22 protein-coding genes are annotated in these 22,259 nt (G+C 41.6%); 12 read left to right on the top strand and 10 right to left on the bottom strand.

Features of this window, described 5'->3' with window-relative positions:
• Positions 1 to 243: 243 nt before the first annotated feature.
• A complete protein-coding gene (locus FL972_RS04925) occupies positions 244 to 1,653 on the top strand; it encodes an IS1634 family transposase (RefSeq protein WP_222116004.1) in 1,410 nt (469 codons plus the stop codon).
• Positions 1,654 to 1,768: 115 nt separating this feature from the next.
• Complete coding sequence (locus FL972_RS04920) at positions 1,769 to 3,046, top strand: hypothetical protein (RefSeq protein WP_144603976.1); 1,278 nt, start codon at positions 1,769 to 1,771, stop codon at positions 3,044 to 3,046.
• 175 nt (positions 3,047 to 3,221) lie between these two features.
• Here the strand turns inward: FL972_RS04920 and FL972_RS04915 are convergent, their stop codons facing one another.
• Together FL972_RS04915 and FL972_RS04910 are read right to left on the bottom strand one after the other, a co-directional pair.
• The gene (locus FL972_RS04915; RefSeq protein WP_144603975.1) at positions 3,222 to 3,476 is read right to left on the bottom strand and encodes a YciI family protein; all 255 of its coding nucleotides are present in this window, start codon (positions 3,474 to 3,476) and stop codon (positions 3,222 to 3,224) included.
• A gap of 27 nt (positions 3,477 to 3,503) precedes the next feature.
• Positions 3,504 to 4,340 (bottom strand): RteC domain-containing protein, encoded by an 837-nt coding sequence (locus FL972_RS04910; RefSeq protein ID WP_144603974.1) that lies wholly within the window; start codon positions 4,338 to 4,340, stop codon positions 3,504 to 3,506.
• A gap of 363 nt (positions 4,341 to 4,703) precedes the next feature.
• Between FL972_RS04910 and FL972_RS04905 the strand changes: the two genes are divergently transcribed.
• The 8 genes from FL972_RS04905 (at position 4,704) to FL972_RS04870 (ending at position 10,421) form a co-directional block, all read left to right on the top strand.
• The gene (locus FL972_RS04905) at positions 4,704 to 5,405 is read left to right on the top strand and encodes a response regulator transcription factor (protein ID WP_144603973.1); all 702 of its coding nucleotides are present in this window, start codon (positions 4,704 to 4,706) and stop codon (positions 5,403 to 5,405) included.
• Between the two features lie 7 nt (positions 5,406 to 5,412).
• A complete protein-coding gene (locus FL972_RS04900; RefSeq protein WP_144603972.1) occupies positions 5,413 to 5,916 on the top strand; it encodes a hypothetical protein in 504 nt (167 codons plus the stop codon).
• Between the two features lie 16 nt (positions 5,917 to 5,932).
• Complete coding sequence (locus FL972_RS04895) at positions 5,933 to 6,586, top strand: hypothetical protein (protein WP_144603971.1); 654 nt, start codon at positions 5,933 to 5,935, stop codon at positions 6,584 to 6,586.
• Positions 6,576 to 7,373, top strand: a complete 798-nt coding sequence (locus FL972_RS04890) for a sensor histidine kinase (protein ID WP_144603970.1) — start codon at positions 6,576 to 6,578, stop codon at positions 7,371 to 7,373. Before FL972_RS04895 ends, FL972_RS04890 begins: the two co-directional genes overlap by 11 nt.
• An 11-nt stretch (positions 7,374 to 7,384) precedes the next feature.
• Positions 7,385 to 8,335, top strand: a complete 951-nt coding sequence (locus tag FL972_RS04885) for a helix-turn-helix domain-containing protein (RefSeq protein ID WP_144603969.1) — start codon at positions 7,385 to 7,387, stop codon at positions 8,333 to 8,335.
• Between the two features lie 109 nt (positions 8,336 to 8,444).
• Positions 8,445 to 8,885 (top strand): MauE/DoxX family redox-associated membrane protein, encoded by a 441-nt coding sequence (locus FL972_RS04880; protein ID WP_144603968.1) that lies wholly within the window; start codon positions 8,445 to 8,447, stop codon positions 8,883 to 8,885.
• A gap of 225 nt (positions 8,886 to 9,110) precedes the next feature.
• Positions 9,111 to 9,326: a hypothetical protein gene (locus tag FL972_RS04875; RefSeq protein WP_144603967.1), complete on the top strand. Its 216-nt coding sequence runs from the start codon at positions 9,111 to 9,113 to the stop codon at positions 9,324 to 9,326.
• 135 nt (positions 9,327 to 9,461) lie between these two features.
• Complete coding sequence (locus FL972_RS04870) at positions 9,462 to 10,421, top strand: hypothetical protein (protein WP_144603966.1); 960 nt, start codon at positions 9,462 to 9,464, stop codon at positions 10,419 to 10,421.
• On the opposite strand, the gene FL972_RS04865 is transcribed toward FL972_RS04870, so the two are convergent.
• From FL972_RS04865 to FL972_RS04850, 4 genes are all read right to left on the bottom strand, one after another.
• A complete protein-coding gene (locus tag FL972_RS04865; RefSeq protein ID WP_144603965.1) occupies positions 10,418 to 11,245 on the bottom strand; it encodes a trypsin-like serine protease in 828 nt (275 codons plus the stop codon). The two genes, FL972_RS04870 and FL972_RS04865, sit on opposite strands and share 4 nt — an antisense overlap.
• A gap of 8 nt (positions 11,246 to 11,253) precedes the next feature.
• Complete coding sequence (locus FL972_RS04860; RefSeq protein WP_144603964.1) at positions 11,254 to 12,615, bottom strand: RagB/SusD family nutrient uptake outer membrane protein; 1,362 nt, start codon at positions 12,613 to 12,615, stop codon at positions 11,254 to 11,256.
• 19 nt (positions 12,616 to 12,634) lie between these two features.
• On the bottom strand, positions 12,635 to 16,333 hold the full coding sequence (locus tag FL972_RS04855; protein WP_144603963.1) for a SusC/RagA family TonB-linked outer membrane protein: 3,699 nt from the start codon (positions 16,331 to 16,333) through the stop codon (positions 12,635 to 12,637).
• A gap of 259 nt (positions 16,334 to 16,592) precedes the next feature.
• Positions 16,593 to 17,531, bottom strand: a complete 939-nt coding sequence (locus tag FL972_RS04850; RefSeq protein WP_144603962.1) for a FecR family protein — start codon at positions 17,529 to 17,531, stop codon at positions 16,593 to 16,595.
• Between the two features lie 132 nt (positions 17,532 to 17,663).
• On the opposite strand from FL972_RS04850, the gene FL972_RS04845 reads away from it, so the two are divergent.
• Positions 17,664 to 18,893 (top strand): Shedu immune nuclease family protein, encoded by a 1,230-nt coding sequence (locus FL972_RS04845; RefSeq protein WP_144603961.1) that lies wholly within the window; start codon positions 17,664 to 17,666, stop codon positions 18,891 to 18,893.
• Here the strand turns inward: FL972_RS04845 and FL972_RS04840 are convergent.
• Together FL972_RS04840 and FL972_RS04835 are read right to left on the bottom strand one after the other, a co-directional pair.
• Positions 18,880 to 19,485 (bottom strand): RNA polymerase sigma-70 factor, encoded by a 606-nt coding sequence (locus tag FL972_RS04840; protein ID WP_144603960.1) that lies wholly within the window; start codon positions 19,483 to 19,485, stop codon positions 18,880 to 18,882. The two genes, FL972_RS04845 and FL972_RS04840, sit on opposite strands and share 14 nt — an antisense overlap.
• A gap of 40 nt (positions 19,486 to 19,525) precedes the next feature.
• Positions 19,526 to 19,915 (bottom strand): hypothetical protein, encoded by a 390-nt coding sequence (locus FL972_RS04835; RefSeq protein ID WP_144603959.1) that lies wholly within the window; start codon positions 19,913 to 19,915, stop codon positions 19,526 to 19,528.
• Positions 19,916 to 20,021: 106 nt separating this feature from the next.
• Between FL972_RS04835 and FL972_RS04830 the strand changes: the two genes are divergently transcribed.
• Positions 20,022 to 20,837: a LytR/AlgR family response regulator transcription factor gene (locus FL972_RS04830; RefSeq protein ID WP_144603958.1), complete on the top strand. Its 816-nt coding sequence runs from the start codon at positions 20,022 to 20,024 to the stop codon at positions 20,835 to 20,837.
• A gap of 8 nt (positions 20,838 to 20,845) precedes the next feature.
• On the opposite strand, the gene FL972_RS04825 is transcribed toward FL972_RS04830, so the two are convergent.
• Together FL972_RS04825 and FL972_RS04820 are read right to left on the bottom strand one after the other, a co-directional pair.
• Positions 20,846 to 21,448, bottom strand: a complete 603-nt coding sequence (locus tag FL972_RS04825; RefSeq protein WP_144603957.1) for a hypothetical protein — start codon at positions 21,446 to 21,448, stop codon at positions 20,846 to 20,848.
• A gap of 110 nt (positions 21,449 to 21,558) precedes the next feature.
• Entirely contained in the window at positions 21,559 to 22,236 is a 678-nt protein-coding gene (locus FL972_RS04820) for a DUF6904 family protein (protein WP_144603956.1), read from the bottom strand.
• Positions 22,237 to 22,259 lie beyond the last annotated feature (23 nt).

Here is a 22,259-nt window from a genome sequence, read left to right as displayed (position 1 = left end):
CATTATATTAAGAGATGGATAATAAGCTCGAAACGACAAGAGGCTACTACAATCCCTCTTTTTCCTGACTTGTCCACCTATTTTTTTTGAAAACCATAAAGTGTTCTATATCAATCAAATAAGTCTATCTTAGTGCCGAATATTCCGCACTAAGATTTTTTTATGCTAAAAATTAGGAAAGTAAAGACTTCCTCAGGTAAGAGAGCTGTTCAAGTCATTTTATACAAGGACTACAAACGAAAGGTGCTCAAGCATATCGGTTCTGGGAAAGATGATGCAGAGATACAGCTGTTAAAGTTACAGGCTAACCAATTTATTAAGGACTACACGCAGCAACTCTCTGTTTTCCCAAGCGATAATCCGAACATGCTGCTATTTATAGAGCATACCGAATGTATTGGCTTCTATTATGGTTTTTTTTACACGACCATTCAAACGTTGATAGAACAAATTGGCTTTAGTAAAGTGTGCAATAGTTTGTTGCAAGATTTAGTAACGATAAGGATATTAGAGCCAGCTTCAAAACTCCGCTCTATTGAGCTTTTAAAGTCCTATTTTGGCATTAATCACAGACGGCAAAATTACTACAATGAAGCCCCAAAGTGGCTTGAATTAAAGGAGCAGGTGCAGCGCACAGTATTATCCTTTGCCCAAAAGGTATATAGTTTAGATTCTACCCTTATGTTTTATGATGTAACGACCTTGTACTTTGAAACTTTTGAAGGGGATGAATTGCGAAAGACTGGATTTTCAAAAGACAACAAAGCACAGCAGCCACAGATATTGGTGGGGCTGATGGTAAACAAAGATGGTTTTCCCATTGCTTTCGATATTTACCCGGGAAACACCTTTGAGGGGCACACGATTATCCCCACAATTAAATCTTTTATGAAACTTCATGAGGTAAAAAACCTAACTGTTGTTGCTGATGCAGCGATGATAAGTACCGATAATATTGAACAGTTACGCAAAGAGAATATTCACTATATCGTTGGCGCTAGACTGGGAAATCTGGGTAAAGAAAGCTTCGAGTTGTTGGATTCTAAGATTATCCGAGAAGATGGAAAAACTGTGAGAATAAACACCGATAAAGGGTACTTAATCTGCGGTTTTTCTACGGTTAGGTATCGGAAAGATAACTATGAAATGGAAAAGCAACTATTGAAAGCAAAAGCTATCGTTGACCAACCAGCAAAAAATAAGAAAGCCAAGTTTGTAAAAACACACCAGGAACAATTAACGCTCAATGCGGAGTTAATCACAAAAACATCAAAACTATTAGGCTTAAAGGGCTACTACACAGACCTTGATGAAGCTACCCTTTCCACAAACGAAGTAATCAAAAGATACCATGATCTTTATAAAATAGAACAGGCTTTTAGGATTGCCAAATCTGATTTAGAAACTAGACCAATATTCCACTTCAAAGATGAACCAATAAGGCTTCATTTGCTCATATGCTTTATGGCTCTAGTGATATCAAAACATATTGAACTTAAAACCGGAATATCAATTAAGAAATTTGTCACGGAATCTAAACGGGTTACGGATGCAAGAATGATCAATTCCTTAACTCAAAAAGAAATTATTATTAAAGGGAAACTTACGAAAACCACAACTGCAATTTTACAAAACCTGAGCATTCCGCACTAAGGTGGACAAGTCAGGACAGGAAGGACAAAATTCCTCGATTCACTTCATGAAAGCCTTATCCGTAGAATGGATGAAGCTGATGAGAAATAACACAATCAATTCATTATATTAAGAGATGGATAATAAGCTCGAAACGACAAGAGGCTACTACAATCCCTCTTTTTTAAAACTGACAGTGAACGCTGATTGTGATTTGTCTGATCTCAATAGGCTTAGCAAGGCTCATTTATCTACGTTTTTCCATGAATACATTCATTTTCTCCAGGATTTAACCACCACCTTCGGTGTTACAAATGCTTCGATTATTGCCAATCGCCTTAGGTACTATAATGAGCAATTTAGAACTTCCACAGATCAATTTATCAACGTAAAAATCCCTTTGATCGATCAAAGTGGAGCTAACTCAAAGTTGAATGCCGAACTACAGAATCTATACCTTGGAACTGGGAATTTGAGAGTTGGCGTTAAGGACTTTAATATTCTTTCTGTGGCCATTCATGATTCTAATATTTTTCTTCCCGACCCATTCTCGAAGTATGCTAAGGAAATTAGAGTAAATCTTACCTTAAACGGTTCAAACGAAACCTTCCAATTTGGTGGGATTTGCATCTTGGAGAATATTGCTCACATTTTGCAAGAAAAGTTTTTTGGAGTAACCAATCACCCATCATGGCCATATAAAGCAGCAGAATATGTTGCTTCACACATTCACCCTCAGTTTGCCTCTAATTTGGAAAACGTACTGGCTTTATGTGAAGCATCTCTAATGTCAATGCATTCCGGAGAAACTTTTGTTTCAATACTCGAAATCATGAAGACACAAAAATACTTGCCTGAAAATGCCAATGATGTATATGATTTTGTTCTACGCAATGTATCGGCTGATTCAAAGTCACTGTTTGAGATTTTTAAGTCTCAGACTAAAAAAGCAAAAGAACTATTAGGTGGCTACTTTACTACTGATGCGTACTTGGCGGAAAAAAATTGGGTAGATGAGATTTTATCACAAGGTGAATCAATAAGGCTGAAGAGCTCTGGTTTGTTTTTAGAGATGTTTCGCCAAGCCACTATGCCTTCAGCCAAGTTCATTGAGGTATTCAGCAAATTAGGTACACCCTTAATGATGAATATCAATGGTGATGCTTGGTTTCACCCTCCACAAACTATTGCTCAAGAAAACATTCAACCTGACAGGCTTGCTGCAATTATGGAAATATTCAACCTGTTTGAATACGGAACAAAGAAGTGTGATTTGAAGCATTATTGCATGACCAATGTCAATGTGGATCAAAGGTGTAATTCCGCACCATGGAAAAGGTGGAACGATCCTCAAGTGTGCGCTTATGGAGCATTATGGAAAACATGGGGATTATTTGAAAAAGAGCCCATTTAAGAAAAAATCTTTCCCAACTTCGGTTTGACTTGTGAATAAAACTCACCAAACGGTAACACCTTCGCTGTTCAATCAACATTTGATAAGATTAAGCAAGAGAGAAGTGAATGTATCGGATAATTAAAATTTGTTCAATATTGTATAAAATACTTTTTTATCCTCCCACAACCACCTTCTACTCCCTGATTTCCCAAGTGGTAATCAACCCGTTTTTAACATAGGGGTCTCTTGAAACAAATTCTTCTACCAGCGACTCATCGTCACATTGGAAAACCAAAACCGCTTTATCCGCAGGGTTAAGAGCCCCGGCCATGATCAACACCCCCATTTGCTGAAATTCAGCAGCAAGACCCAGGTGAACATCCCTGAAAGGCATTCTTCGTTCTATGTAATCCTCAACAGTGGTATATGTAAGTATGAAGTATTTCATCAACTAAAGATAAGCAATCTCCCTGTTTCAATACTCCAAATCCGTCTCATCCATACGTTTTTCCAGGCTTAACTTCAGATTGTCCAAAAAAGAGGTCCTGTTCTTTTTGCGGATACGCATACTCTGGAAGGTACGGTAGAAATTCCCGACTTCGACATTGAACAGCTGCTCCAGTGAATTGATAATCGCTTTCACGTCACATTTACCATTATTTACTGCTCCCCTGGAATGTAAAGCATAGGCGAGTTCAATCAGGGCGGCCTTGGATTCCGTCCAAAGGTGCTTAGATTTTTGTTCTGGAATGACAGGGACTCCGTATTCAAGTGCCTGGATAGTTTGGGTTAGGTATTCGCATACCCGTTCAAAGGCCATAATCTTACCAAGTTTACTGCTGTTGATAGTAGTGAAGCTGCTGTCAAAATCCAGGGAATAATCCGGGATCAAAGGGACACAGTCTGTTTCCCGGACATATAAAAGTTCGTCCTGGTCCGAACGTCCCATGCGGTAGTAAGTATACAACAAGTGGTTTCTTCCGAAGAAAGCCTGGATCTGCTCCATTACCTGGTGATAGTATTTGATCATGCATTTTTTGGAGCCAACCGGCTTGTTGGCATCTATATACATCAGCTCGCAGTAGTAAATCAATTCCCGCTGAAACTGTGGTTTGATTTCCTTGAAGAACAGGATTTCCTCCTGGACGCTCTGAAATTCAAAGTCTTTCATGTAAGCTTTCAATTGCTGCATCGCTGATTCGGCAATCTGGAAGGACTGTTCAGTCCTTTGAAGCTCATGAGTGGTGTTAAGCGCTAACTGGCTTAACTCCCTGTGCATTTCATCTAGTAACCTTTCCGCAAACTCTTTCATCACACATGGTTTTGGTGAGTAAATGCCTGATGTTTGGCATGGTCAAATTTATCAGCGCATAGTAGAACTTACCTTATGCCAGCCAGCAGGAAACGACAGGGTATGGATTTTTCAGGGTGAAGTATAAAAACTCAACTTGAGGTAGTGTATAGCGGCAGCGAATTACCAGGAACACCTCCGGGATAGGAAGGATGCTATAGTAAAAATATTACTATTAATGTCATCCTGCTTTTTTTCGGGTTGATTTTTTGCCAAATCCCTGACCTGTAAATTTTTTCAAAAAAAGTAGGGGTAAATCACCCACAAATTTTTGTGGGTGATTTACCCCTACTTTGCTTAGTTCGGGTGATTTACTTTTACACAATGACAGAAACTCAAGTAATAAAAATTGCTTTAGCCGATGATCATGCGGTTACGAGGAGAGGAACTATTTCACTTTTAGAAAGCCTGGGTGGATTTAAGGTGGTGACCTCAGCCGGGGATGGGAAAGAACTCTTAGAAGAATTAGCGAAAGCGGAGCAGCAAGCGGATATCTGTATTGTCGATATCGCAATGCCTTCTATGGATGGGTTTACCCTGACCGGGCAATTGAAACGAAAGTGGCCTGAAATCAAAGTGCTGGCTCTTAGTACCTACAACTACACTAATTATATTATCCGGATGATCCTGGCAGGAGCCAATGGGTTTTTGAAGAAAACCTGTGAAATCGAGGAGATCAAAACCGCATTGTATGCCATTTACCAGGACGGCTATTACTATTCAGAATGGGCGGACAGTGCGGTATTTCACCTTGCACATTCCAAATCGCTGAAATCACAAAACCTATCCCCAAGAGAATTGGAATTTATCCGCCTTTGTTGTTCCGAACTAAGCTATAACGAAATAGCAGAGCAAATGGAAACCACCTATAAAACAGTAGAAAGCTACCGTGAACGGGTATGTAATAAACTCAACTTAAAAAGCAGGCCCGGCCTGGTCATGTATGCCGTTCAAACAGGCATCTATTGCCTGGATATTCATATAGACCGGGACGACTTTGTACCAATCATTAAAACCAAAAACTGAAGTATATATGAACAAGTACAAGATTTTTTTAGGTGTTACCATTTTTCTGATGGCTTGCGAACCTGCTCAAAGTGATTCCTCTACCGGGAGCAATGCGTCAGGTAATTTACAATCTGCATTTCCGACAGAGTCAGCCATCCCATTGGATTCGGCGAATAAAATGATCAACAGTTACCTCACAAGCATCAATGCCAGCACCGATACAACCAAGATCCAATCCCTGATTTTTGATGCCGAACCATTGCGGTACTACCTCAATGATATGGCAAGTAGCGGGGATATCACCCATGTTAAACTGATGTTCGCGCATTCATTGGATTTTATCAATAGTGGAAACCAGGGGGTAAATGCCGGGTATCAGACCGGTGCATTGACCATCATCATAGCTGGGTATGATGAGGATGGGGATTACATTCTTTATCCAGGTAGCACTGCTTTAAATAAGGCCACTTTTTGTCCCCCGATTTGCCCGCCGGGTGCTGCGGGTTCACCTACTTTTCCAACTAATTAGACCAACTGAAGCTTTTATGTATTATGCAGGTATCGTTTTTGTCTTGTTGTTTTCATTGTTGCCTTTTGGGATAAGCCTTCTCAGGTGGAAGACTCTGGATTTACCCAGCAGAATATTTTCTGTTCTGCTGGGGTTTGTGTTTGCTGTGGAATGCGTGGCAACTTTTTCGGCCATTCGCTATCAAAACAATCTGGCTATTTACAATGTATCAGGTTGGCTGCAAATGGCCTTGATTTGCCTGTACTTTAATTTTAGTATTTACTGCTTCAGGAAAATACACCTGGGTATTTACCTGGCAGTAGCCAGCATCATACTCGGCATAGTGAATGCACTTTATTTCGAACCACTGGGGAAAACCAACACCTTCTATCTTACTTACCAGGCAGTGCTGGTGTTATTGTTAGGTATTCTCCTATACACAGAGCTATTGCTGAAAGAAGGCTACGTCAACACCTACAGATCAGTACATTTCTGGCTGGTGCTGATCCTGGTACTGTTTAACAGCCTGACTTTAGTCAATTTTTCCCTTTATGATTTTTTAGCAGACCTATTAAGCGGAAGCGTGTATTTGCTGGCGGTATATATATGGATATGTGGGGTGCTGGCCAACCTCGGCTTCACATTGGTATTTATTTTTTATAACCGGTTAAACCCAACTTATGGAAAGTAAAGGAATATTAGCACTTGCCGTAGGTTTAAGTATCCTCTTTACGGCATTCGTCATGATGGCTATAGGAATTGTTGTTGCTGCCCGAAAAAGGCTAAACAACTATTACCTGGAGCGAGAGCAATTATTAGCGGCCAACCTGGAGGAAGGAGAACGTACTATGAGCCAGATTGCAAAAGAAGTCCATGATAATATCGGTCAATTGACTTACCTGTTGAATATGACGATTCAAAGGGCCAGGAAAGTAACCAATGAAGTAGAACGGGAACAACTGCTCTTCTCCGCAGGCCAGCTTTCTGAAAAAGTCCTGTTCTATACCCATAATATCAGTAACTCCCTGAACAGTGAGTATATCAAGAGGCATGGCTTATACTTTAAGATCCAGGAGGATATCGAGCATATTCGGAACTCGGGAGAGATCGAAGTGAACCTGGATATTACGGGAAGCGGCAAGCCTGCGGACCCCAATAAGGAATTAGTCGTATACCGGATTGCCCAGGAAGCAGTGCATAATATATTAAAACATGCTTCAGCCAAACGGATTGATATCAGTCTTCATGTGTCGTTAGTGGAGTTTACATTAATCATTCGAGATAATGGAAAAGGGTTTGAACTCAATGAAGCTTTAGCCTTGGAGCGAAACGGGCTTAAAAATATGATGAGCAGGGCCAATTCCCTGAAAGGCGAACTTCAGATAATTACCCATATGGGTGAGGGGTGCGAAATCTTATTCAATACCCGGGAATTGAATATACAACCCACTAAAAAACTGAAAAGTCCAATGACGTAAACATCCACACTATGCTATTTTATATTGGTTCACCTGGTGAAGTGTTTGAGGCGAAGCATATGGACCTGCCCCAGGAAAGCAGGTACCTGCTACTGCCTTCGGCCAAGGCCTATATAACTAAAGGGAAGTTTGGGTGGATACTGTCCCAGTATATCGGGGAAAAGGATATCGTGGTATGGCAGCATCATTTTTTTATCCATGAAGCCTGCAATCTGATATTGGAAAATTTACGACCAACTATCCTACTGAATTTTATGATTAAAGGCAACCCATCCGGCAAAATCCCGGGGTTTCGTGGAGATCCTGTGGAAGAAGGGAATTACAGGCTTTTTTATATTTCCCGGTTGAGACATCCGGTTTCATTTATCCCCGGAACCTATCATAACATACACCTTAACTTTGATCCTGACTACCTCAAAACAATCATCGGGAACAAACTGAGATTAAAGCAATTGCTGGCTAGTATTGTTCCAAAAAAATCTCAAATATCACTTTACATAGCAGGCCAAATAACACAGGATGACCGGGCGGACCTGATGGAATTACTTTGGTCTGAAAAAGATACAGCGGCTTCTCAAAGGCACTTCAGCCATATTGCCGGAAGGCTTCTGTTAAGATACCTTCGGAAACATCATGAAATCAAAGACGATATTTCCATACTTGTAAAGTTCATAGTAAGCCATATTGACCAGCCGTTGAACATTGAATTACTGGCGAGGTACTGTCATAAAAGTAAAAGTGAAGTACACCGCCTATTTAAACAGCAATTGGGTATGAGCCCTTATCAATTTATTCAGCATAAGCGGGTGGAAATAGCAAAGGAGTATTTGTTGAAATCAAATTCCAGGATTGGCACTATAGCCTTGGCATTGGGGTTTGAGGACTTATCCGGTTTTTTAAAGGTCTTCAAAAAGCATACTGGTTCAACACCAACTGAATTCAGGAAGTCGTTTAATTGCTAAAAATGGACACATGAAAAATACAGGAATGGCCATCTGATTTTGAGAGGAATGGCAATACGGGCTGGAAAAGGCTGGATTTAGATTTGCAATAGCAACTTAAAAAAATTGTATGCCTGTCCGTAATAGAATAATTGAAGTAATCGTAGCCTTGTATATCCTTCTTTGGATCTATGCCGCTGTGAGCAAATTACTCGACTTCGAGGTTTTCAGCGTCCAGTTGACAAAATCCCCTGTACTTGGAGACAATGCAGCTTTACTTGCAGTTTTGGTTCCTGGCGTGGAAATTATCCTGGCTGTTTTACTCACGGTTCCGGTATTCAGGTTGATGGGTTTAATCGGCTCATTTCTCCTGATGTCTGCTTTCACTATATACTTATTTGTAATCACCCGGCATAGCAGTTATGTTCCTTGTAGTTGTGGAGGGATACTGGAAGGGTTATCCTGGGACAGCCATATAATATTTAACCTCTTCTTTATAGGCTTGTCCGTTTGGGGTATCCGAATGACACTTATTAACAAAGAATTTTTTTTAAACAGGAAAAAGGAATAGAAGTGCTTAGCACTATAAAAACATATTTCATCTTAATGGAAGAGTAACCCAGGGCGGGTGCTGCCCAGTAACTACGCGATCCTTCTAAAAGATGAAAACCAGTCACTGATGAACTTCCTGCCATCTTCTGACTGAAAATATAAGCAGGCATGGTTTAACCGCTCTGAAGTTTTAAAATAGAAACCAAGGGTAGTATTTATTTTCAAACATTCTAAACTTTTAAGTATGAAAAAGACTGCTTTAAAATCCCGTTTTTCTTTGATGGTATTCGCATTGCTAATGGGTATCGGAACTGCTGTGGCAACCAGCCCTGTGGTTGCAGGACCTACAGATCCTTGTACCAGTCAAACATTATGCGACTTCAATCCTGACGAAATCTGCTGTGCGGTTATAGTAGGTGGACAGGTTGTGGACTACCAACAAGGGGACCTGCGTCCTTAATTATTTTTTTCACTGCGGTGCTTCGGAAATCCGAAGCACCGCTATTATTTTTTTATGACCAGATCCACAAAATTATTTGCAATTGCTACAATAGGTTGCCTGTTGTTCTTTCTCATCTTTTATTTCCTGCTGAAAATGAAATTGAGTGCTGAGCCCGTTGAAGCTTTTACCAGGTATCCTGCAAAGGCCTACCCTGAGTTGTTGTTTCAACATGATGTAACTGAGGATATTTTTGATATTTCTGGGTGTGACAGCACGGGGATATACCTCAGGACATCGAAACCGGGTAAATTCATAAAAGCTCCCTTTCAAGGAGATTCGATAGAGATAATTGATTGCGCAACAGTGAATCCATATTTCAGTACCAATAAATTCCATTCACATTACCTCGAGGGTGAAATGTTCTTCATCGCGACTAAGGCCCATAACGACTTTAACCATGTCCTTATTAACAATGAGCCAATTTGCCATGAGGTAACTTTACCTAATGCCATTTCTCGTACCCTGTTACTCAAAAATGACATTTTGATTGCCCGGGGGATCAGCGGGGCGGGTAAAACCCAAACACTACAGAAAATTAACCTGAAGGACGGAGCCGCCCTTCAGGAATACAGTTTTCACGATGATTACCAGGATGCCGGCTTATTACAGGATGGCGTATTTTCCTATGACCCTTATACCTCGACCATAACTTATGCCTTTCTTTATCAAAATGGGTTTCTTTCCCTGGATACTAACCTGAAATTAAAATATGCAGCCAAGACAATTGACCAAAGGGAAGGTATAGGCGCCCGGGTCACTAAAACAGGAAGCGCATATACCTATGAAGGAGTGCCGGAAAGAGTAACTTCCATGACTACAGCTTTTAAAGGGACACTATATATCGGTTCCAATATTTATGCTTCTAACGACAGCCTGGCATCCGGTTCAGGAATGCTCCCAATTGACACCTATGCCCTGACTACAGGTCAATACAAAGGTAGCTTTTATCTGAAGCAGGATAAAGGTGAAAGGATCAGGAAAATATTGATCCACTCCGACCTGCTCCTGGCCTGCACCAGAACAAAGATCATCATGTATAGACTTGTACATTAAGCGCCCGGGTTAATGATACTTTGTATCCAGTCGTAATAGACGGATACCCTCATCCAGCCCGCAGATGTACCGTACCTGTCTTCAGCCCTGAGCTTGTCATATCCTGAAGAACTACAAACACCCGCCAGTAGGTACTCATCATTTTTAATAATAAACATGCCTCCGCCGCTGTCCCCTCCGGTAGGTGTGTATTCGAGAGGTAAGGGCTCTTTGTCTCCCATAATATTACAAGAATCCGGATCATGGGGACTGTCAAAATCTGTCCAGAATGCCAGAAAGGCTCCTGTATCAGGGTCCCTGTTTTCGCTAAGGGTATCAATCATGTTCATTCCGGCGATTTTCTTATCATAAAACTCAACCAGCCCTCTTGGTTTAGCAGGGCCGGACGCTCCGAACCCGACCCCGTAACCGATGTTTCCTACTTCTTGTAAACTTTGATTTAATTTTGGAATGGCGATGCCTTTCACGGGGTGGCAAAGCCTGAGTACCGCTAAATCCGTCCTGATGGAGTCTATATGAAAGTAAGGGTGTATAAAAATTTCAGCTACGGCGTATTTCTCTTCATTAAATTCTATGAAAATTTCGGTTTCACCGCTTCTGACCTTTTCATCCTTGAAAAGTGCAATATGCCCCGCTGTCAAGACATAATCTTCTTTTATCAGGGTACAGGAACCACCTCTTTTTCCTGTTGAGCTTACAATACGCCCCACACAATCGAATTGAGGCTCTTTAGCAAGTTTTAAATACTCCCGCTCATTTACATCATCTCTGAATATACCTGCCATAACCAAAGGCAGGCAAAGTAATAAAAGGTATTTTTTCATAAGTACGATTATCTTGGATTTTGAACCATATCTGTTGCTGAAATAACTTCATCGGGGATAGGTAAGGTGTACCGGAAGTCATTGGGGGGTAATTCATATACCTGATCTTCAAAATACCTGAAAATGGATACTGCAAAATCAGGCTCCTGGTTGAACCTGCGTAAATCGGAGAAACGAAGGCCTCGGAACGCCAGCTCTTTTCTTCTTTGATCTATGACCATCAGAATGGCATCTTTGACGGTTTCTGCTTTTAAAGGCTTGAATTCTTCATACCGGTAACGGTTGACAACCAAAGCGTTTAGTACAGCTATTCCGGATTCAAGGTTTCCGGTCCTTATCTCACATTCGGCTTTTACCAGGTACATTTCAGCGGTGGTGATGCCACCAAACAAGCTTCCGGGCCCTCTATTGCCATTATAAGTCCCTTTAAACATCATGCCCATCGGGCCCAATCTGAAAAAAGCCTCTTTCCTGATATCGCCATCTTCATAAGATTGATACAGTGATGTATCCACCAGGCTAAATGAGCTGGATAAAATAGAATAGTTGGCCAGTGCAGCATCAAAATAGACTTCATCATTAAATCTCGTGAAAGGAGCGTTTCCCCCACTGTTGATCAGGTTGTAATCCAGTAAGGTGCTATTAACTTCCAGGGCATTGTTCGCTGCTTCCAAGGCTGAATGATAATCCCCTAATACCAGGTAATACCTGGCCGCCAATCCATAGGCTGCGGCTTTTGAAGGCCTGGTTTTAATAGAAACACTTGTTGGTAGCAGAGCAATGGCAATTTCCAGGTCTTCACCAATCTGATCGTATGTCCTTTCCATAGTTGCCCGGCTTGAAACCTCGCTAACTTCCGGATTAAGCCTGAGCGGAATGCCGGGAGTAATTGCTGCTTCGGATGACTTATATGGAGGTGCAAATAAATCAGCGGCCTGTAGAAAGGCCCTTGCCCTATGAAAATGGGCCGCACCTTTTATCTGGTTCCAGTTTTCGGCCTCGGATTCTGTGAAATTTTCTTCCACACCTCCAATAATTGTATTGGCGACAAAAACCGTTCTGTACAGCACGTACCAGTCATTTGAAGGCCTGCCGGCATATACATCTTCTTTTACCCAGAGATATAGATTTCTTTCAAATTGGTTACTCACTGAAGAAAAAGCCTCGTCCGGTATGTAATAATCGTCAGAAGATATTTGTCCGAAGGAAGGAAATAAATTAAAGTTGTTCGGATTGTTTAGCAGTAATTCATAATCTGCTATATCCTCAGGTACCACCAATGCCTTGTTGGGGCGTTCCTCCAGCCATTCCCCGGAACAGGAGAACAGAATGATAACCGTCATGTATATTAGGATTCTGTGAGTTTTCATGATATTAGGTTTAAGTTGATCAGAAAGCTATTCTAAAGCCTGCTGCGATAGTGCGTGGTAATGGTAATGCTGTAGCATTGTTTACAGGCACATAGTCCGGGTCAATCTTTTCCCGGTTCGCCCTCCATATAATACCGACATTGTTCATATAGAGGTATAATTCCACAGGCATTTGCCCGGTTCCGGCGGTTAAACCAGACGGGAAGCGATAGCTAATGCGAATGTCTTGTAACCTGGCGTGAGAGGCATTAAGAACTGTAATGTCTGTGTACTGGTAAAAATCATTCCTGGCAGTGTTAGCCAACATGGGAAGGGAAGGTATATTAGTGGTCGTTTCATCGCCGGGTTGAAGCCAACGACGCTCAAAATCTACATGTCCATTCCAGTTTCTGCTGATTGCTGTGAAATCAACTGTACCCTTTCGGAAGAAATATCCCAGCTTATAAATTACATTCATAGATAGACTGAATTGTTTCCAACTGACATCATTCATGATAGAGCCGAAATAGGTGGGCCTGGCGCTGCCGTGGAAAATAAGGTTGGAAAGGTCCGTTGTGCTCCTGAGTGCACTGTAATTATCCGTTATCATACCATCCAGGTAGCCAAGCGGGTTGCCGTTTTCGGCGTCAAGCCCCGCGAATTGATAACTATACATCCCGTACACGGGTCGTCCCTGGACAGGAATAATATTAATTGGAGAACCGGCAAATGCCGCCTGTTGCTGTGTGATAGTATTGCCTCTGAGGATGCTGCCGAGATTGATATCCGTTACCTCGTCTTTTACGTAACTGAATAGGAGCCTGGTATTCCATTGCACGCTTTTATTGATGTTCACCGTTTGCACCTGGACGTCCCATCCATTTCCTTTGATTGAAGCCACATTTCCCTTATACCGCAATACACCGGTGGTTGGGTCCGCTTCAATAAACCCGAGCAGGTCACTACCCTTTTTTTGGTACCATTCCAGGCTGCCTGAAATCCTACCATTAAAAATACTAAAATCAGTTCCTATGTTGAAGATCGCTATCCGTTCCCATTTGAGATCGGGGTTGGGTGGATTAATGATATCGGAAGTGGGCAATAAGGTACTAAAATCAATAGAGCTGTTGGCTGTTGTATATGCGGTTACTGATTTGTCAATATTGCCGTTGATCCCGTAGGTGCTTCGCAATACTAATTGATCTATTACATCTGAATTCAGAAATGGTTCTCCTGTGATAAGCCATTTAAATCCCGAAGACCAGAGCGGAACCCTTCTCTGGTTGGCTGCAACCCCGAATAAATTGGATTCATCCATTCTGGCACTGGCGGAGAAAGTGTATTTTCCAAGGTAGGTGTAAGAAGCATTACTGTAATAAGACCTGAACCTGTCAGTGAGATCAGTAATCGTCCGTAGACTGGGAATATTGTCGGTAAAAATGGTTGAATTGTATAACTTATAAAGAGTATTATGGTTAACAGCCTGGCTGGTCAGCCTGGAAGGATTGTAACCGTAAAGAGTGAATGTATCTCCGTTTCTTTGAGTTTCCTTAACTTCAAAACCTCCTAACGCCGTTATTTCATGGCGCTGATTGATGTTTTTATAAAAATCCAATTGAACCCGGCTTGTATGTCCCATCAAGGTGTTTGTAAAAGTGGACAATATTTCCCCTTCCGGAACAGGCCTGGACAATGTGCCATCTTCATTGGTTTGGGTAAACCTGTTGATCAGGTTCCTGGTTTCATACATCTGTTGGTTCCTGAGATCAGTATTACGGTCAACACTACTCTCCATTTGGTAACTGGCCATAATTTTCAGCCCGGGAAGAATCTGGTAATTGAGCCCGGTATTAACCCTGATGTAATCAGCTTTCTGCCTATTATTGGATTGTTGTAAATCACCTAGAGGATAATAGGACCAGTCGAGTAAACCCGCGCTTTCCGCTTCTTCGGTAAAAGGGGTTCTGTATCCCCATGCCACAGGCAATGCCTGGCCGTCATTATCGGCTAATCTCGCATATGGATATAAACCCTTTGTCCCGGTAGAAGAATTGAGCATTCCGTAACCAGGGTTATTAATCGCCCCTTTGTTCTGAATATACATCAGTCCTGTTTGCAGGGATAATCCCTTGAATAAGGAAAAGGTATTTTGGGAGCTGAGTGTCAACCTTTCCGAATGATTGCCAACAAGGTTTGACAGGTTCCGGTCGTATCCCGCTGAAAAGTAGTAACGCACGGCAGCACTGCCCCCCGACGCATTAAAAGCATATTGCTGTGATAAACTGTTTCTCTGGAAGTACCTGTCGAACTCTTCCCGGACATCAATTTCCTGGAACTGGCTCAATTGTGTATTCACCTCACTCTCGCTTATTAGCCCATCTCTTTGAGCAATTAATAATTCTACAACAGGAGAAAGCGGCGGCCGGGTGAACGTATTTGTTTCTTCACCACGATAGAAACTGCTTTGAAATAACTCCCGCTCCATTTCGATAAAAGCTGATGAGGATACCATGGGTTTATAATTTAAATCCGGACGCGCCCCAACTGTGACATTACTATTAATCTCAATTCTTAAAGGTTGGTGTAGTTTGCCTTTCCTGGTATTGATGACGATGACGCCGTTACCTGACCTTGTTCCCCAAAGCGATGCGGCGGCGGCATCTTTTAATACTGTGACCTGATCAATGTCATTGGGATTAATATCTTCCAACCTCCCGTCAAAAGGAAACCCGTCCAGGATGATCAACGGTGATGCGTTACCATAAATAGTACTGTTCCCCCTGATGGAAATGCTGGGGGCTCCTGTACTGCTTCGATTAAACAGCACACCATTTGTCACCCCTTCAATCCTGCTGAGGACATCAGGAGAAACCCGCCTGTTGAACAATTCCTGATCTACAATTGAGAATGAACCTGTCGCTCTTTCCAATGGAATTGTCTCGTAGCCGGTACTTACAGTTACACCCTGCAATTGTGAGATGCTTTCCTTAAGTGTGATTTTCAATTGAGTACTATTTCCTACTTCTACCTCCTGGGTTTGGTACCCTACCATCCGAAAAACAAGTATTGAATTATCAGGGATTTCCCGCAGAATAAAATAACCATCTGCATCTGTAACTGTCCCTGAGCTACTACCTTTCACTTGAACAGTAACTCCAATTAACGCCTGCCCAAGACTGTCTGTCACGGTTCCTGAAACCTCTGTTTGAAAGTCATTGATATCAGGGGCTTCAGGTATTGGCTTAGCAAGCGGGATTTTCTGCTGAGGACTATAAGTGACCAGGATCTCCCCGTCAGACTCTTTATAATTAAAGGGTAATTCTTTAAAGAAATGATCAAGTACTTTTCTTACAGGCCAATCCCGGGCTGATATACTAAGGACATAATTTCCTGAATACACCTCGCCTCCGTACACCAGGGGAATTCCGCTGCTTGTTTCAAGCTCCTTTAGTGCTGTGGCCAATGGGGCTTTTGCCAGGGAAAGCGTTACCTTTTTATCAAGGGGGGATTGTCCGTTGGAAGGTATGGCCATCAACGTGGCTGCTGAACAGCAGATAATTCCGAGTATGACGGTTGACCATCTCATAAACCTGAGGATTAACCAAATGAGCGACTGCATTATTCGCTGTAGCGAAGTGTGTTGCTCATACTTTCCGGGTACTTCGGGTAGCCCCGCATTGGGGATATGCCCGGTCCCGGTCCATGCACCTATTGCATGGGGGAGTAGATTTTTTTTCATACTTTTATTGCGTTAAGTGATGTGGAGGTATCGCTGATTTCTAGGTTGGAAATACCGCCACGGTAAATACTGCTTAATGTCACTCCCTTGCCATGCCCGTGGTAAGGGAGTTTCTTTTTCTGGGGGAAAATCCTTGCTTGTTTCCCACCTTAGAAACTGCCAGGACAGTATCCTGACAGTTAATGAGCTGTTGACTGATATCAACTAAACAGTCTATTTAACCATATGAAGAAGGTTCTATTTGGGTTTATTCATGTGCTTAATTGGGTTTGATAATGTATTGGTTGCCACTTTGTTCCCATTTGGTATTGGTTACCATGGCAAGTTTGTCCAGGAAAATTTCAATTTCCTGGTTGCTGTCCAATCTCCCTCTGAATCGTACGTCCGCTACCTGCTTATCAATAAATATCTGTACTCCATATTGACGAATGAGGTCATGGCTGATTTCCGAAAGTAAGGCACCCTCATACTGAAATATACCTTTCCTCCGGTCGAGAAATTTTTGTGCTTCGGGGTCCGGAAGTGTTTGTAAAGTTTGTGCCGCTTTTGAGTACACGCCTTTTTGATTGGGCGTTAAGGGAATTGTTTTCCCGCTATCCCCCACTTCCAATGCCACGGAACCTTCCAGCAGTGTCACGGTAATATTTTCTTCGTCCGGGAATGCGGTAATGTTAAAGGCCGTACCGAGTACCTTCGTCACAACATTATCGGAAAGAATAATAAAGGGATGCTCCTTATCTGATTTTACATCAAAAAAGGCTTCGCCTGTTAAATTTACAGAGCGATAATTTCCCTGGAATCTATCAGGATAGCTCAGGGTACTTCCGGGACTGAGCCAGACTTCCGTTCCATCCACAAGCAGGATATGTTTCCGCTCTCCTGGTGAGGTGTGTAGGGTTAAAGTATCGGCTGGATTAACAAATTCTGTCAATTCAGTTCTGAATAGGTAGCCAAGTGCTAAAATAAGTACTAGGGAAGCTGCCGCAGATATCCGGCCGTACATCCTTCGGGTGCCGGTTTTACCGGATACCTGCTTGGGGTGATGGGCAACTCTTTCATTGAGAAGAACTTGTTCGGATAATTGTTCATCCAGTTCTCCTTTTTCCAGGATATGGAAGAAAACGGCCAATTCTTCTTCAGTGGCTTTGTTTTCGATGTACCTTTTGACCAGCAGGTCTTTGTTGATTCGGTCTTTCATGTCCCAGGGATTCTATTGGAAGACAATTATGACTACCATACAGGGTACCCCTGAGACTGAAATTTTTTAAAAAAAAGGTGTTAAGTTTTAAACAGGCACTTTACTTTCACCTACTCTAATGAATTTCTGAAAATGATCAAATTCTATTCACTTGATTCAAAATTGATCCTGTCATATACGCCAGATCGTGCTGGTAACGAAAGATGGGCCATTGAACGCATTGAAGAAGGTGAAGATGTTTTGCTTAAACGCACTTTTAAATTCAAGCCTGAAGATGTTTATAGTAAATCTGACGAAGATGAATTCATCGAGGATGATCTTTTCAATGAGAATGAGGGTACGATTGAGTTCGTATTGGGAACAGTTGTCGAATATTCTTTGGGTGAAGATAGATGTAATTACTACGAAATTACAAAAGGGGTACTTGTTGAAGAATTTAGCATTTTCATTTCAACTGAATTGGAATTAGATGTTAAGTACTTCGTTGCGGATAACAATATCTCAGTATTCGATACCATATTTAAATTCTTATCCGAGGACCTGTATATAGGAGGGTTTCATCCCAATGCTTTGCCTTTGAAGGATTTTTTATTGCTCATCCGGAATTTCCCGAATACCTGGGAGAAGAAGTTGTACGCAAGGTCCAGGTTGACATCTATACTCCGGCAATATTTTGAGAATGTCGAAGACGCAACAAAAAAGTATGAGCGGTACCTGAATAAAAAGATTTCCGGGAAAGGTTCCGATCTCCAAAAAATGTTTAAAAAACAGGAACTCCAAAAGTATCAAACTATATTGGATAAGATAAAACAAATGCTGGCTTCGGAAAGGGGTTACTCAGAAAACCAGTGGCAAAAAGAAATTCTGCAGATTATCCTTTTGCTCTTCCCAAAGTATATTTTTTCATTTACTGAAGGACCGATCCGGACGGACGTGAATAGGAGGGTTGATTTCCTGCTTGTTGACGCAGGCGGAAATATTGATATTCTTGAGATCAAGAAACCTCATGATATTCCCATACTATCTAATAGAGAATACCGAAATAATTATATCCCGCAGAAGGAACTTTCCGGGACGATCATGCAGGTAGAAAAATATCTCTACCATTTAAACCGTTGGGCATACAAGGGGGAAAAGGAACTGACAGAAAAATATAAAAAAGAACTTCCGGTAGGGTTTTCTTTGAAAATCACTAATCCGGCAGGTATGATTATAATGGGAAGGGACAACGATCTCAATGTTGAACAAAAACTTGATTTCGAGGTCGTCAGGAGGAAATACAAAAACCTGATCGATATTCTTACCTATGATGACCTGATCAGGCGATTGGAATTCACCATAAACAGTCTTAGAAATGCATAGTTGGGGAATAAACTGCGACCACCCAGTAAATGGTCAAGGTAATTCCCAGGTCTCTTTCTAAAGTTTCACGCAGTATTTTCATCGACCTCACCATGTGTTTTTTGACCGCATCCCTGGTTATGTTCAATTCAGCAGCTACCTCATCGTAGGTTTTATATTCCTCTCTGCATTTTTTAAAGATTCGCCTCGTTTGTTCAGGCATGCGCTGAAAAGTTGCCTCAATGTATAAGAAGTAATCCTTTAAAGTTAAATCCTCATCGGGCCTCGTGTGGCTGACAGGATAGCTTCGGAGAATTTCGGATTTGGCAGCCTGGTCCACCGCGCATCTTTTCAGGAAATTAAATGCCTTATGACGGGCGCAGGTTACCAGCCATGCTTTGGGCGTGATAATAGGCCCGAGCTTGTTCCGCTCTTCCCATAATTGCAGAAATACCTCCTGGCTCAGATCTTCTGCAAGAGGTTCGGACTTGAGATAAGAAACCAATAGACGCTTGATAACCGGGCTGAATTCCAGGTAGAGTTCAGTAAAGGCGTCTTCATTTCCCTCAAGGATAAGGCGCCAAGTGTCGTTATCAGCCTGGCTTCCAGTCATTAGGGGAGTCAATTAAAACAAAATCAGCCTAAGCCGCAAATCAACTGGCGTAAATTATTTCGAAATCCAATGAACCGGTGGCACTCACACCTCCCGTTTCTGAATATTCCATGGTAATGTTTTTTCTCTTTTTTATGAGTTTACTTGCCCTTGCGGTAGTTATTGAGGTACTGCCGGTTTCTGTCAGCGTGATCGGTAACCTGAATTCCATTGCAGTAGCAGTATCACAAGCGGCTGACCCAATAAATTGGGCATCAATATTGTCAAGGTAAGTTTCCTGTGCATTGCTCAGGATAAAATTATCCTTGAGCCATGTTGGGAAATCAGCTCTTACCAAGGCTGCTTCATCGTTTAATTGGTTATCGGGCAAAGCATACAGGTCGGAAATTTTCTGTTGTACACCTGCGGAAGTGAAAGGTTCTTGCGTCATAGTACGGGTAGTTGGAGTTAGAATTGAAAATTCGTAAGTTAGTTGTACGATAATATCTGCCGATAGGTTAAACCGAAAGACATAACACCCTGAAAAGTGCGCGTCAATGGATTCCGAACGTGTTGTTACATATCAGTTCCCATCTAGAATTCTCCTTGTTCGGATGGCTGCCTCCCTTGTGGGTGCTCATTTCCTGGTTTCATTTGGAGAACAGTATCATATTTTTGAATTGCTACTGGACCCGGAATACTACACCTCTTTGGCTGGGAGTTTTTTAATTGCATTCATCCTGCTCAGCATTGTTCATTATATCAATGGGAAACTGGATGCCAACTATGATTGGTTGGAAAACCTCTACAGGCGTAGCTTATTACAATTCCTTTTTGGCCTGGTAATACCCTCCATCATCGCTTATTTGCTGGCGGCAGTCTATTTTGGCATTCACGGGATCTTTATCCTGGATACAGTTTATCTTCAGTATGATTTTCCTGTGGTGGTTATTTTACTAGGATTAGTCAATCTACTTTACATCATGCATTACATGTACCAGAGATCAAAAACATCTGGTAGGCTGGAAACCGTTGAGAAATCAGATTTTTTGGTTCATAAAGCGGGAAAGAATATTTTACTTCCCATTGGATCCATCGCCTACTTTTTCCACCATGAAGGAGACAACTATGTCAGAACCTTGGAAGGAGAGCAATTCCTGGTTGCCCAATCACTGGACCAGGTACAAAGCCTGTTACCGGCTAAGAAATTTTTTCGGGCAAACCGACAAGTAATTGTGAACCGGCATGCTTGTGAATATTTTGAACCCATAGAAAATGGCAAACTACAATTGATAGTGCAGCCCGGATACGCTGACAGGATTATCATCAGCCAAAAGCGGGCAAAAGGATTTAGGGAATGGGCGGAGGGTTAAAGTGTCGATCACCATTCTATTGAAGTCCATTCTCCGGGTTCTTGATAATAATCATTTTGAAGTCTGAATAGAGCGGTGCTTGGCTTGAGCACGTTAGTTGTTTCTTTCCATGATAATCTTTCCCCCCTGTCATTGCGGAGAATTTGGTTATAATAGTACAGAATAGAAATTAAAAGGCCACCAATAGAATTGAACGTATTCTTCAGGTTAGCAAGTTCAAAGTGTGTTACCCGTTGATGCTTGATTTTATTATTTGCTTGCCACCAATCCGGATTACTTTTACCACCCCAATTTTCCCACGGCATACTGCTCATGCCGAACCTATGGATGTGAATTGATTCTCCGATGAATTCTGGAATATGATTAATGATAACTTCTTTGTAGTCATTTATGGTTTCAGCTTTCCCCTTAGGGTTTACCAATTGACATATTTGTTTCAGCACTACGTCAGTTTCTTGGGTAGCTGACATCAGGAGTCTTGCCAATTCAATCGAGAATACTTGATTGTTTGATTCTGTAAATTCAATGTAACGACTAAGTGTTTCAAAGTCCTTTTCAATGGCTAAAAAGTAATTCCAGTGAATATTCGCTTGCTTGTAATGAATGCCCATAATCTTTAGTTTTCTTAATTTGATTTTTCACGAATCACGCGTATCGTATTGCTTTTTACACAAACTTTACAGACGATTTGGGGAACAACCGAATGACAGACTTATGTTTTTTACCATTTAATACCTTCATAGTCAAACTCCTCGTCACTTAATTCAAGGTCATCAATTTTACAATTCAATCTTTTGGCTTCTCCGGTTAGAAAAGAGAGGTACTCATTATACTCCTCAGTCAGATATACACTTCTCTGCATCAATTGCGGGAGTTTTCTGAAGGCGATTTTCCCTCCTCCAAGCTTGAAAAAATCCAGGTTGATACTTCTCATGAACTGGTACAGATATGGATTGCCAGCATAAATTCCGTCTGAAATATAACCGGCAAGTTTTTCTCCACCTGTTTGGTCAAAGCTCACCATGGCACGTTCAAGCCAAAACTCTAATTGAAGAATGGTGGATACATCAAATTTATTGGTTTCATAAATTCTCATATTGAACTTAATGGCGGTAAGCGAAAAGAGAAAATGAACCCAGGAAATCTGAACCCCAAAATAGGGAATAGACTCATGGAAGAAATGGCTATGGGTTCTGGTTAAACGACTTCCATCTTTTGCTTTTCTGATCTCATAGGAGAACCCACTAATTAATTGATCCCTGTTTTCCAGGCCTTTTATGTTCGCCTGGTTTTGATCGTTCCAAAATTTACCAATTACTTCGTATAAATTAAACAGGTCTTCATAAGTGCCCCATAACTCACAGCCTACGCCTCTTTTTGTCGGTATTATATAAATCATAACTCAAATTTGTGATCAAAAAT

The sequence above is a fragment of the Algoriphagus algorifonticola genome, from assembly GCF_007655305.1.
Taxonomy (GTDB): domain Bacteria; phylum Bacteroidota; class Bacteroidia; order Cytophagales; family Cyclobacteriaceae; genus Algoriphagus; species Algoriphagus algorifonticola.
This window is presented reverse-complemented; position numbering and strand designations above follow the sequence as displayed.